The organism is Mucilaginibacter sp. JRF (assembly GCF_015223065.1).
GTDB lineage: Bacteria > Bacteroidota > Bacteroidia > Sphingobacteriales > Sphingobacteriaceae > Mucilaginibacter.
Genome location: NZ_JADFBY010000007.1, coordinates 1 through 12,990, shown reverse-complemented (window position 1 = coordinate 12,990; position 12,990 = coordinate 1). Strand labels below are relative to the sequence as shown.

Below are 12,990 nucleotides of genomic sequence, written 5' to 3'. Positions count from 1 at the left end.
TTAACTTTGTGCACCGGCACATCCGGCATTAATCGATAATTTATGAGCATCCCTTCCCTTATATTCTGGCTGATATTTGTTATACCATTGGTGGCCTTATTAATATGGGTAATGCGCCAGGATAAACGCCGCGGCATGGCCGGCCTGATGATATTGCTTGTTATAGTAGCCGTTGGCGTGATCTATATGTATTTAAAAACCGGCGGGCAGTAAGTATATCAACACAGTGAAAATGAAATTACAAGACATCTTCAACTTTAAGGATATTAAAATTTTTACTGTAACGGATGACTCAGACGACGATCAGTTTAACTGGATTATTAATCCCACAGATTTTGATCTGATACCCGAGGATGAAGGCTACTATTTTGTAAAAGCTTTTATTGTAACCGAAGCCAACACGACAGATTGCTTTTTAGGGATACTTACCCCTGAACGTTTTGCAGAACAAGTAGTAATATCAACCAATGGACAAGTGACCATTGAAAGCATATATGACATTGATGGTTCCGTAATTCCGGTTGTAGCGGCAGAATGCTTTGGGAATTATGAATTATACTACGCTAAAGAAAACCCACAAATCGGGATCGACATCTTAAAATCCGGTTTAACACATGCGGTAAACAAAAGCGTTATTGCCGAAGATCTTGGATATATTTTAAGAGATGAAGGACGCACAAGTGAAGCTATAGAAGCATTTAAGATAAGCGAAGAAAATACCCCTTCGTCAGAATACATCTACAATGAACTTGCTGAACTTTACAGAGAAATTGGAGATACCAATAACCAAATAAAGTATGAGCAACTGTTTAATGCCGGTAATAGTTAAATCAAAGACATTTACAATTTTGCCTTAAGCTTTTCATAAAGCTGCTTCCAATCATTTACCACTTCGTTAACTCCGGCTTGCTTAGCGATAATGTTTAATACTTGCACGGTTGATAGCCCTTGCTCCCGCATGTATTTTATGGAGGTAGCGCCTGCTGATTTTGACAGCTTGGTGCCATCGCTACCCAACAATAACCGGTGATGGTAAAAGGCGGCACCACCAAAAGGCAAACCTAACACCCGCGATAAATACAATTGTGCCAGTGTTGATGCCCACAGATCCTGCCCGCGCACTATCAAGTCGACACCAAAATGCACATCATCTATTACTGATGATAACTGGTAAGCCGGGTAACCATCTTTTTTGCGTACTACAAAGTCGGTCATTTCTGCGGGTAGATCTTCGGTGATATAACCGTTAAGGTTTTTTACGCTGATGCTTGCCGGTTCGGTTTTTAAGCGCCAGCTTACTTCGGGGGCATCCAACGGAATATTTTTATGCCGACAAGTGCCCGGATATGCCGCATGGCCTTTCAGTTGCGACCGGCTGCAATTACAGGCGAATATCTGTCCGCTTTGCCTTAACCGCTCTAATGCGGCATTGTATCTGTCCAATCTAAATATTTGCGACCATTGCCCTTTATACTCCTGCAAATCGCGCGGCCCCTGCTGCCAGGGGATATCTAAAAATTGGAGGGTATCGAAAACATCCTGCACATAAAGGTCATCAGCACGGTCACGATCCATATCATCAATACGCAACAGTGTTTGGGCACCTGTTTCATTAGCCAAACCGGCGGTAATAATAAACGATAACGCGTTGCCCACATGCAGGTAACCGCTGGGCGTGGGCGCTATACGTGTACGTTTATAAACCTGTGGTGCATCCATAAAAAAGCCATTCATCATACCCTTAAAAAACGGCAGGATGAATGGCTAATATAGTAATTTAAGCAATTCGCTATTTCAGGCTGGCCAGTCGCCCGTATATCTCTATCATGGCTCCCTGGTCAATAAGCGCTTTTTCTTTCTTTTTGCCTATCAGGTTACCCTCGCGCTCGGTTTTCCATATCGCGTTGGCATCATCAATGATGAATTGCAGGCGGCTTTTATCTTTTTCTACTTGGTACAGTTCCACATAGCCACGTATCAGCACGGCGTTGAACCAGTAGTTACCCGGCAAGCGGCCATTACAGTAAAAATGCGCCTTTGAAGCATCAGCAATACGCTTGGCTTCGGTAAGGTACTTTTTATCCTTAGTGATGGTGTACAACAGCACATTGGCCTGCAACATGGTACCCGAGTTGTAGGTATACGTTGCCTTATCAACATTTAATGATGGTATCTTGATGTTATCATAAAACACACCCGATGGCGCCTGCAAGTTCTTGTTGGTCCAGTTGTAGATCAGCAACGCCGTGTCCAGGTACTTTTTCTCTTTGGTGATCTTGTACAGTTGCAGGGCGATCAACACTGCGGGGCCATTAGAGCAGGTATTCTTGGTAGTGCGTTCATCCTCTTTCCAATATAAACCGCCACCGGCCTTATCGTCATAAGCGGTAAGCTGAAAGCGGTGTATCAGTTTGCCCAACTCCAGGTACTTTTTGTTATGGGTACGATTGTAGGCATCCAGTCCGGCAATACCTATCCATTGGTTATCATCGTAAAAGCGTGAGTCCTTTTCATCATGCACCACCATAGCCTGGTAACCCGGCGCGGGCGCTGTAGGGCGATAATACTTTTGGATGGCTGCTAATACGCTGTCGATGCGGTTCTTTTTTGGTTCCAGTTTGTCCATCTCGTCGGCACCCTGCACTAAGGCACACAGCGGCCACAGGTACGAGTGGCGCTTTTTTGATTCGGGTTTGGTATCCTCGTAATACAAACCGGCGGCAGCATCATATAAATGCTGCTGCACACCGCTGTATAATGTATCAATACGTGCCTTGTACTCCGCTTTGGTTTGCGCGCCCGCCTTAAAGGCAAAAGCGGCAGAAAGGCATATAGCTAACGTTGTTTTTATTTTCATAGGTTGATGTTAAGGAGTGTTTAATTAGGCCTGCAACAGCTGTGGCTTGGTTTGATAGGTTTCCCACAATAACTCGCCAAACAGGGTATTTGCCCAGGCAAACCATGCACGACTGAACTTTTTAGGGTTATCCTTATGGAAGGTTTCGTGCATAAAGCCGGTATCGCCATGCGTTTTTTTCAACACCTGTATACATTCCTTAATTTCAGCATCATCGCTGCTGGTAAGGGCGCGCATAATAATAGCCATTGGCCATATCATGTCCTTGCCTACGTGCGGGCCGCCAATACCCTCGGCCGCAGTACCCTTATAAAAGAAAGGATTATCCAACGACAGGATCATTTTACGGGTATTTACATAAATAGGATCGGTATTTGGCAATGCGCCCAGGTATGGTAACGAAAGCAGGCTTGGTACGTTAGCATCATCCATCAGGTTATAGCTGCCGTAACCATTCACCTCAAAGGCGTAAACCTTACCATATTTAGGCACCTCGATAACGGCATGCTCTTTCAAAGCAGCGTCAACCTCGGTAGCAAGGGCCGTTAATTGCGATGCAAGCGCATCATCTTTTAACAAGGTCTTCACCATCTCAGCAGCTTGTTTAAGGCTGGTAACCGCGAAGAAGTTTGACGGGATCAGGAACGAATAAACCGTGGCATCATCACTCGGCCTGAAAGCTGAACATATCAAACCAACAGGTTTAACCGGGTAACCGTAACCACTCATTGGCAAGGTATCAGTAGCGAATTGGGTGGTACGCTGAAAATGGTACGGCCCGTCACCCTCTTTGCGTTGCTGCTCAATAAACGTTTTCAGGATGGTTTCGATAGATTGTTTCCAGGTGGCATCAAACGGCTTGGTATCACCGGTAAGTTTCCAGTACTGGTACGCCAAACGGATAGGGTAGCATAATGAATCTATCTCCCATTTACGCTCGTGCAGGCCGGGTTTCATATCGGTATGGTCTGTTTTCCACTCACCTACCTTTGCCGCGTCATCATAAAACGCGTTGGCGTAAGGGTCGCGCAGTATGTTTGATGCCTGGCGATTGATCACACCGGCAATCAGATCCCGCAAAGCCTTATCTTTTTTTATCAGGTGAAAGTACGGCCAAACCTGCGCACTGCTGTCACGCAGCCACATGGCATCAATATCGCCGGTTATAACGTAAGTATCCGGGCGACCGTCTTTTTGTTTATAGGTAACCGTAGTATCTAATGTATTAGGAAAGCAGTTCTCAAAAAGCCAGCCCAGCTCTTTATCCTTTACCTTTTGTTTAAACTCTTTAATGGCGGCCTCAACAGCCTTGCTTGTAAAGTTACGTTTAGCGGCAGCTACACGCACTACCGGGTAATCGGCCGCAAATGAGCCCGCTACCGATAGTTTGCTGGCCAGTACACCTGCACCTAACATAGCGGTGCTGGCAATGAATTTTCTTCTTTCCATAGTTTAATTTATTCCAATATCGGGCTTATGGCCCGGTTAGTTGTATTTTGTATTGTTTAGTTTCAGCTAACATAAACGTTTTAGCAAGCTGTTAAATATTTCTCCGTTAACATTTTTCGGGGCTATGAAACCGCCGGCTTGAAGAAAATACAGTTGCAGAAACAGGTTGTTAATTGGCTGATATAATTGTGCCGGGCTAAAACTAATGAAAATACATAGTTAAATGCAAACAAAAAAGCCCCTTTGCAGGGGCTTTTTTATACAATATTGAGTGGTTATTTCTCATTATCTGACAATGAATACGGTGCATCTGCCGCGCCTGTACCCCTTGTTTTATTTGGCTGTGCCGACATGTTAAAGTTAATAACACCGCCTTTTTGCATAGCCGAGTGGCTTAACCAGTTATGCGTGTATGGCTTGCCATCAACAGTAACGCTGTTAACATAGCGGGTTGCCTTGCTGTTGTTAGCCGCGTTGATGGTAACGGTTTTACCGTTCTCCAGCTTCAAGGTAACTTTTTTGAACAATGGCGAACCGATAACATACTGATCAACCGCAGGGCATACCGGGTAGAAACCCATTGCCGAGAATACATACCATGCTGATGTTTGGCCGTTATCCTCGTCCCCGCAGTAACCATCAGGAGTTGGTTTGTATAGTTTGTCCATTACCTCACGTACGTGGTACTGGCTTTTCCAAGGTTCGGCAGCGTAGTTGTACAGATAGGTCATGTGTTGTATAGGCTGGTTACCGTGAGCGTACTGGCCCATGTTAACAATTTGCATCTCACGTATCTCGTGAATAACGCCACCGTAGTAGCTATCATCAAATACCGGAGGCATGATGAATACCGAATCAAGCTTGTTAGCGAATTGTTTGTTACCGCCATACAGATTGATCAAACCTTTAATATCGTGGAAAACGCTCCAGGTATAGTGCCAGCTGTTACCTTCGGTAAAGGCATCACCCCATTTAAGCGGGCTGAATGGCGAAGCAAAAGTACCATCCTGGTTTTTACCGCGCATAAAGCCTGTTGATTTATCGAACAGGTTACGGTAGTTACGGCTGCGCTTTTTGTAGATAGCGATCTCTGATTCCGGCTTACCTAATGTTTTACCCAGGTTGTAAATGGCAAAGTCATCATAAGCATACTCCAGGGTACGGGCAGCATTCTCGTTTATCTTAACATCGTAAGGTACATAACCTAAGTCGTTATAATATTTAACACCACGACGGCCGATAGATGAATTCTTGGCATCCTCGTTATTAGCGCCATGTATCACGGCTTCCCAAAGGGTGTTGATATCGTAACCACGGCCACCTTTAATATAAGCATCAGCTACTACCGAGGCTGAGTTGTTACCGATCATGATATCGGCATAACCCGGGCTTGACCACTCAGGCAACCAGCCACCTTCTTTGTAATCGCTGATCAGGCCTTGTTGCATCTCCTTGTTGATAGATGGATATACCAGGTTCAGGAATGGATACAACGCCCTGAAGGTATCCCAGAAACCGGTACCCGCGAATTTGTAACCAGGCTCAGTTTTGCCGGTGTAAGGGCTGTAGTGTACAATTTTGTTGTTAGCATCTATCTCGTACAGTTTGTTCGGGAAGAACAACATGCGGTATAAGCATGAGTAAAAAGTACGTTGCTGCTCGTCGGTACCACCTTCAACCGTTAAACGGCCAAGGGTTTTGTTCCAGATGGTGTGTGCTTTTTCTTTAGTTTGATCAAAGCTGTCGCCTGCAAGCTCGCGCTTAAGGTTGAGGTCAGCTTGCTCAATACTTACAAATGATGAAGCTACGCGCAGGTTTACTTTTTCGCCTTTTACGGTTTTGAAACCAATAACGGCTAAAGCATGCTTATCGTCAACCTCAAGGCCGCTGTTCTCAACGCTATCTTTATAAGTTTTAGCAACCGTGATCGGCTTATCTACATAAATAACAAAAAAGTTTTTGAAGTTTTTAAGCGGGCCACGGGCAAATTTGGTTGAGTAACCAACTATCTTTTTTTGCTCAGGATATACTTTGATGTATGAACCACGATCCAGCGCGTCAATAACAATGAACGACTCATCACTCTTAGGGTAAGTGAAACGGAATTGCGCCGCGCGTTCGGTTGGGGTTATCTCGGTGGTAACATCATGGTCGGCCAGGTAAACGCTGTAGTAGTATGGTTTGGTAACCTCTGCTTTATGCGAGAACCAGCTGGCCCTTGCATCCTGGTTTACCTTGCCTGTGCCTACTACCGGCATTATGGCGAACTGACCGTAGTCATTCATCCACGGTGATGGCTGGTGAGTTTGTTTAAAGCCGCGTATCTTGTGCGCATCGTAGGTGTACATCCACCCGTCGCCCATTTTACCGGTTTGTGCCGACCAAAAGTTCATGCCCCAGGGCACTGCTACTGCCGGATAGGTATTACCGTTCGACAGATCGTACTGCGAATCGGTACCCATCAGCGGGTTCACCAGGGCGGCCAGATCAGCTTGCTGTCCGTACGACCTGAAGAAGATGGTCAATAAAAAAGTAATAGTTAATAATTTTTTCATTGGGTTCGTTTGATATGGGTTTTTCCAAAGCCCCTAATATATGGCTTTTTGATTTTGCTAAAAGGTATTATCAAATTTTTTACTATTGATAATAAACAGGATAGCGTTTCAAAATTCATCAGCATTTAAACAAAACCGCATTAATAAACGCCAAAGCTTATTTTTAACTAATTTTTTAACATGCAGAACACAAGCGGTTTGCATGGCAATTTTATCTTTATTTTATTGATGTTGTAACACATGCCTCGGCAGTACTGTCTTATCGACAGCTATTGCTGTAACAATACTGTTAAAAAGTGTTAAAATAAGTTAATAGCCTTCATCGGCATTTTTATTACCTAAAAATTTAGTTATCATTGCTTCAACCTATACTCTTTATATGAAATACACGTTTACGGCACTTGTTATGTTACTGATAAGCAGCCTGTCGGTGTTAGCACAAACACCACCCACCACCAATTACACGGCAAAGGGTATTGTTGCCGATACAGCATCCAACGTAAAGCTCGAAAACGCGTCAGTAAGCATACTGCAAGCCAAAGATTCTATATTGGTTGCGTACACTCGTGCCGAAAAAAATGGCTCGTTCAATTTCCCAAAGCTGGCGGCAGGCAATTATATACTATTGGTAGCCTACCCTGATTATGCCGATTATGTGGAGCAATTTAAACTGGAAGGCGCAAAAACCGAGTACAATTTTAACACGGTTAAGCTCAGCCTCAAATCGCGTTTGTTGCAGGAGGTAATGGTAAAAGGTACCGCCGCGCAGATCAAGATAAAGGGCGATACCACCGAGTATGATGCCAAAACCTACAATATACAACCCAACGCCAAGGTGGAGGACCTGTTAAAGCAATTACAGGGTATACAGGTTGATAAGGATGGAAAGATAACCGCCCAGGGCGAAACCGTAAGCAAGGTATTGGTTGATGGCGAGGAGTTTTTTGGTGACGACCCTACCCTGGTAACCAAAAACCTGCGTGCCGATATGGTTGACAAAGTGCAGCTATACGACAAAAAGAGTGATCAGGCTACCTTTACCGGTATTGATGACGGGCAAAAAACCAAAACGCTGAACATCAAACTAAAGGAGGATAAGAAAAGCGGATCGTTCGGTAAGGCTTCAGCAGCAGCCGGTACGCGCGATTTTTATCAGGGCGAATTGATGTTCAACACCTTTAAGAATAAACAAAAATTTTCGGCCTATGGCACCCTGAGCAATACCGGCAAAACCGGTTTGGGCTGGGGCGATAATGATAAATACGGCGGCGGATCAGACAATGTTACCTATGGCGATGATGGTAGTGTATCCATTTTCTTTAGCGGTGGCGGCGATGATCTGGATTCGTTTGACGGCCGTTACAGCGGGCAGGGTTTGCCAACAGCCCGCACCGGTGGTGTGCATTACGATAATAAGTGGAACGAGGACAAGGAGTCAATAAACGGTAATTACAAGATAGGTTCGATAGAGGTTGCGGGTACAAGCAATTCAAACAATATCAACAACATATCATCAACCCTTAGCCAAAGCACCATATCTGATCAAACTTTTGATAATTACCTGTTCAGGCAAAAACTGGATGGTAGCTATAACCTGAAGATTGATACTACATCAAACCTAAAATTAACTTTTGGCGGTACCTTAAAAGAAAGCGATACCCGCCAAAGATATAACTCGGTTGGTCGCCGTAATGATACCTTGCAGAATGATAACGTACGCGAGCTAACCACTGATGGCAACCAAAAGCTGTTTAACGCATCTATCTTCTACAATAAAAAGTTAAAGAAAAAGGGCCGTACCTTCTCGGTAAACATTGCCCCATCGGTAACCCGCAATAATGCCGACGGTTTCCTGCAATCAACCATCAGGTATTATGACAGGACAGGACAGCTTGACAGCACCACCAACATTGATCAGTACAAGGTGAACGATCTGCAAAGTGTGTTATTGAATTCAAACATTACCTACACCGAGCCCTTCACTAAAGATTTTTCGGTTGTACTGAACTACGGCGTAAACATTAACAATGCCACTGCCGACAGGCGCACCTTTGAACGTACGCTTGCCAACGGCGCTTACAACCGTCAGGTTGACTCGCTAAGTAGTGACTTTAAACTGAACCAGCTATCAAACCAGGCCGGTGCTATGTTCAACTATAAAAAGGGTAAAACCACGCTTAACTTTGGTACCCGCGCGGCTATTGTAAACTTTCAGCAGGTTAATCGCATAAACAACATGCGGTTCGACAGAAACTTTACCAACTGGTTTCCGCAGGCTACCTGGCAGTATCGTTTCTCGCAGCAAAAATCGCTAAGATTATCATACAATGGTAGCACCACACAGCCTACTATTGATCAGGTACAACCTATCCGCATCAATAACGACCCATTGAACATTACCCTGGGTAACCCTGATCTTGACCCATCATTTACGCACCGCTTTAACTTCAACGCCAACTCGTACAAAGTACTGGCTGATGAATGGATGAGTGTTTATGGTTCATACTCGTTAACTACCAACCCTATAGTTACTAATGTTTTTACTGATACCTTAACCGGTAGAAGCACTATACAATCGTTCAACCTGTCAAACCGTAAAACAAATACCTTTTATGGTGGCCTTTATTACAATCGTAAAATATTTTGGGGCTTTAACCTGGGTATAAACGGTAATATTAATGGTAACACCTATTACAATATGGTTAATAACGAGGAGAACAAAACCAAGGCATATTCTTACTCGGCAGGTTTATCATTATCGCAATACAAGGTTAAAAAGTATGATTTCAGGGCTGAGTTCCGTCCGTCGTACAACACCAACGAATCATCATTACAACCTAACCTGAATAACAACGGTAGAGGATATAATATATCGGGTGGCTTTAATGTGTATCTGCCATTCAAGTTACAGATAGGATCAGACATCGAACATGAATACCAGGCAGCAACACAAGCGTTTGCCGATCCGTTCCGCCGTACGCTGTGGAATGCCTCAATCGCCAAAACATTCATGAAACAGGACAATCTGAAAATATTATTATCAGCTAATGACCTGTTGAACCAAAACACTGGCTTTACCCGTAGCGCTAACAGTAACGTGATCTATCAAAACACGTATACTACTATACGCAGGTACTTTATGTTCTCAATTAGTTATGATTTTAACCACATGGGCGGCGGCGTTACCAAAAACTAATATCACAATGAAAAAAGTATTCAAAAACCTAACAGCATTGTTTGTACTCGCGCTATTAAGCGTGGGTAATATATACGCGCAAAACAAGCACTTTACTACATCGGGCACTGTTGAGTTCGAAAAATCAGCCAATATGTATGCCCTATTGCGTAAGGAGATCAACAAGGATAATGAAACATACATGGCCAACGTGTATGACGCTTACAAGAGAAATAACCCGCAGTTTAAAAAGCTAAAAAGCACTTTAACCTTTGGCGATAATAAAACCTTGTTCACCCCCATACCCGAGGAAAACAACCCGCAATACTGGGGTAACCGCGCTATTGTTGGCCAAAACAATACCGTGTTTACTGATTTGAGCGCGAGCAAAACCATATCGCAAAAAAAGGTATTTGAAGAAACCTTTTTAGTGAAAGACAGCACCCGCCAGATAAAATGGAAAATAACCAACGAAACCCGCAACATAGCCGGTTTTGAATGCCGCCGTGCCAATGCCGTTATAATGGATTCGATATACGTGGTTGCCTTTTATACCGATGAGATAGCCGTTTCGGGTGGTCCGGAATCATTCAGTGGTTTGCCGGGTATGATATTAGGTGTAGCCTTACCGCACGACAACATCACCTGGTTCGCTACCAAGGTTACTGATACCAGCATACCGGCAGCATCATTAAACGCCCCCGCTAAAGGTAAATCGGTAGACCGTAAAACATTTGTAAATACCGTTAAAGGTGCCATGAAAGATTGGGGCGAATACGCGCAAGGGGTATTAAAAGCTGTAATGCTTTAAGTATTTTTATTTATACTCAATCTTAATAAGTTATTTTTCGCATTTTTGTCGTTCAATTGTATTGTAATGGCAGCTAAGAAGAACTTAAAATACTGGATCGGAAAACTTCACCTTTGGCTCGGCCTTGCGTCGGGCCTTTTGGTTTGTTTTTTGGGTATTACCGGCTGTATACTCGCTTTTGAGCGTGAGATAGAGAATGTAACCCAGCCTTACCGCTTCGCCGCCGTACAAAACAAACCTGTACTCCCCCCCTCAAAGCTACGGGAGATAGCCAATAAGCAATACCCGGGCAAAGAGCCGCACAGCATTAATTACGAGCCGGGCAAAGCTGCTATGGCCGTTTATTATGGTTACGAGCCATCATACTACCTCATTGTTTTCATGAACCCGTATACCGGCGAGGTGCTTAAAGTGAAAGATATGAACCAGGATTTTTTCCGGATAGTGATCGACGGGCACTTTTACTTATGGCTGCCGCCAAATATTGGTCAGCCTATAGTGGCTACAGGTACCTTGATGTTCTTGTTCCTGCTGATATCGGGCATTGTACTTTGGTGGCCTAAAAATAAGGCCGCAACCAAGCAACGTTTCAGCATAAGGTGGAATGCCAAATGGCGCCGTGTCAATTATGATCTTCACAACGTACTGGGCTTTTACATGACCTGGGTGATCATTTTTATTGCCATTACAGGTTTGGTATGGGGCTTTCAATGGTTTGCCAAATCGGTGTATTGGGTTACATCAGGCGGTAAATCGCAGGTTCAGTTTACCGAGTCGGTATCTGATACTACCAAAATACATTTAAAAGACAAGAACGCCCCGGCCGTTGATGTACTTTGGGCACGCACCAATGATACCCTGAAAAACTTTAAGGGCAGCATGGATGTGCATTTTCCTGAAAACAATAAAGCAGCCATTGAAGTAGCGGTAAACCCTGATCCATCCACCTATTGGCAGGCTGACTATCGTTTTTACGATCAGTATACGCTTAAGGAGATTCCGGTTAAACATGTGTATGGCCGGTTGTCAAAAGCCAGCATGGCCGATAAAATAGCCCGTATGAATTATGATATACATGTAGGCGCGATTGCAGGACTTGCAGGTAAGATAGCCGCATTTTTTGGCAGCCTGATATGTGCCAGCATGCCGATAACGGGTTTCATTATTTGGTGGGGCAGGCGCAAGAAAGCTACCAAACCCAAATCGGCAAAACGTGCCCGGCCAATGCAAGTGGCATAATTTAGTCGCCACCGCAACCGCTACATCCCGAACTTGAGCAACCGCTGCTACAACCACTATCGCCCGCATGATGTGAGCTATCGGAGTTATTGTGGCTAAAGTCCCAAACCCCGGTACCCTCGCCACCGCAACCGGATGAGCAGCCGCTACCGTTATCGCCTTTCTTATTTTTATCGTCGGCTACGGTTAAAATATGTAGCGAAGGCACAAAGCACTACCAGCAAGAGTATAACTGGTATAATGGTCAGTTCTGAGGCTTGTACAAATATCACAACGGATATCATCGACAACGTCGCCACAATGCTTTGCATTGATGCACGCGGTTTCCTGATCAGCCAATACCTACTTAAATTGACACGTTGGTAATTAATCTCGGTAAAGCGTTGCTTGCTGGTATGCCATATATCAGCCGGTGGTTCTGTACCGAAATATTGTTTATACAGATAATTTGATGACTGGTAATACTTTTTAAACTTATTGGCTTCATTACTTCCTCCTTTTGTAGGATTATGGTGTATCTGCTTATCGAGTGTATTTTGACACAGATCTATCCAATACGAGCGTGTATAAGTTAAATGCAGATGCCAGGCTTGGTCAACCGGGTCAGAAGGTGTAACACCATCGGTAGATACGCAGCAAAGAAAAATGAACTTCCGGTATTCGGTTATAACACGATGCGTGTATTGTACTGACCAACCATTCTCTCGTGCCAGGCGATCAGAGAATTTAAAAGATACACCGGCATCATCAAATTGAAATTGACGGATGTTATCCCAAAGTGCAGTTCCGGCTGCATTCATATTGCTAAGGTTTAAACGGAGGCAATATAGTGAGTTTTGGGATAATAGAGGTTGGTGGTTAGAGATTGGTAGTCAGTAACCGGAGATTGGAGATTAGTGTTTAG

11 protein-coding genes are annotated in these 12,990 nt (G+C 44.1%); 5 read left to right on the top strand and 6 right to left on the bottom strand.

Going from position 1 to position 12,990, the window contains the following annotated elements; translation table 11 throughout:
* The first annotated feature begins 42 nt into the window (after positions 1–42).
* Both IM792_RS16015 and IM792_RS16010 read left to right on the top strand, forming a co-directional pair.
* Positions 43–213, top strand: coding sequence for a hypothetical protein (locus tag IM792_RS16015; protein ID WP_194102909.1), 171 nt, complete (start codon positions 43–45; stop codon positions 211–213).
* 19 nt (positions 214–232) lie between these two features.
* Positions 233–829: a hypothetical protein gene (locus IM792_RS16010; RefSeq protein WP_194102908.1), complete on the top strand. Its 597-nt coding sequence runs from the start codon at positions 233–235 to the stop codon at positions 827–829.
* Positions 830–840: 11 nt separating this feature from the next.
* Here the strand turns inward: IM792_RS16010 and IM792_RS16005 are convergent, their stop codons facing one another.
* The 4 genes from IM792_RS16005 to IM792_RS15990 all read right to left on the bottom strand — a co-directional run bounded on the left by IM792_RS16005 (position 841) and on the right by IM792_RS15990 (position 6,861).
* Positions 841–1,737: a glutamate--tRNA ligase family protein gene (locus IM792_RS16005; protein ID WP_194102907.1), complete on the bottom strand. Its 897-nt coding sequence runs from the start codon at positions 1,735–1,737 to the stop codon at positions 841–843.
* 52 nt (positions 1,738–1,789) lie between these two features.
* Positions 1,790–2,857, bottom strand: coding sequence for a glycoside hydrolase family 76 protein (locus tag IM792_RS16000; protein WP_194102906.1), 1,068 nt, complete (start codon positions 2,855–2,857; stop codon positions 1,790–1,792).
* A 24-nt stretch (positions 2,858–2,881) separates the two neighbouring features.
* Entirely contained in the window at positions 2,882–4,306 is a 1,425-nt protein-coding gene (locus tag IM792_RS15995; protein ID WP_194102905.1) for a glycoside hydrolase family 125 protein, read from the bottom strand.
* 275 nt (positions 4,307–4,581) lie between these two features.
* Complete coding sequence (locus IM792_RS15990; protein ID WP_194102904.1) at positions 4,582–6,861, bottom strand: GH92 family glycosyl hydrolase; 2,280 nt, start codon at positions 6,859–6,861, stop codon at positions 4,582–4,584.
* Between the two features lie 379 nt (positions 6,862–7,240).
* Here IM792_RS15990 and IM792_RS15985 point away from each other — a divergent pair, with 379 nt between their 5' ends.
* The 3 genes from IM792_RS15985 to IM792_RS15975 all read left to right on the top strand — a co-directional run bounded on the left by IM792_RS15985 (position 7,241) and on the right by IM792_RS15975 (position 12,086).
* On the top strand, positions 7,241–10,057 hold the full coding sequence (locus IM792_RS15985) for an outer membrane beta-barrel family protein (protein WP_194102903.1): 2,817 nt from the start codon (positions 7,241–7,243) through the stop codon (positions 10,055–10,057).
* Positions 10,058–10,064: 7 nt separating this feature from the next.
* Complete coding sequence (locus IM792_RS15980) at positions 10,065–10,847, top strand: GLPGLI family protein (RefSeq protein WP_194102902.1); 783 nt, start codon at positions 10,065–10,067, stop codon at positions 10,845–10,847.
* 66 nt (positions 10,848–10,913) lie between these two features.
* The gene (locus IM792_RS15975) at positions 10,914–12,086 is read left to right on the top strand and encodes a PepSY-associated TM helix domain-containing protein (RefSeq protein ID WP_194102901.1); all 1,173 of its coding nucleotides are present in this window, start codon (positions 10,914–10,916) and stop codon (positions 12,084–12,086) included.
* A gap of 1 nt (position 12,087) precedes the next feature.
* Here IM792_RS15975 and IM792_RS15970 read toward each other — a convergent pair whose 3' ends face one another.
* Together IM792_RS15970 and IM792_RS15965 are read right to left on the bottom strand one after the other, a co-directional pair.
* On the bottom strand, positions 12,088–12,294 hold the full coding sequence (locus IM792_RS15970; protein ID WP_194102900.1) for a hypothetical protein: 207 nt from the start codon (positions 12,292–12,294) through the stop codon (positions 12,088–12,090).
* Positions 12,257–12,886, bottom strand: coding sequence for a hypothetical protein (locus IM792_RS15965; protein WP_194102899.1), 630 nt, complete (start codon positions 12,884–12,886; stop codon positions 12,257–12,259). The genes IM792_RS15970 and IM792_RS15965 overlap by 38 nt, the downstream gene beginning before the upstream one ends.
* Positions 12,887–12,990: the final 104 nt, after the last annotated feature.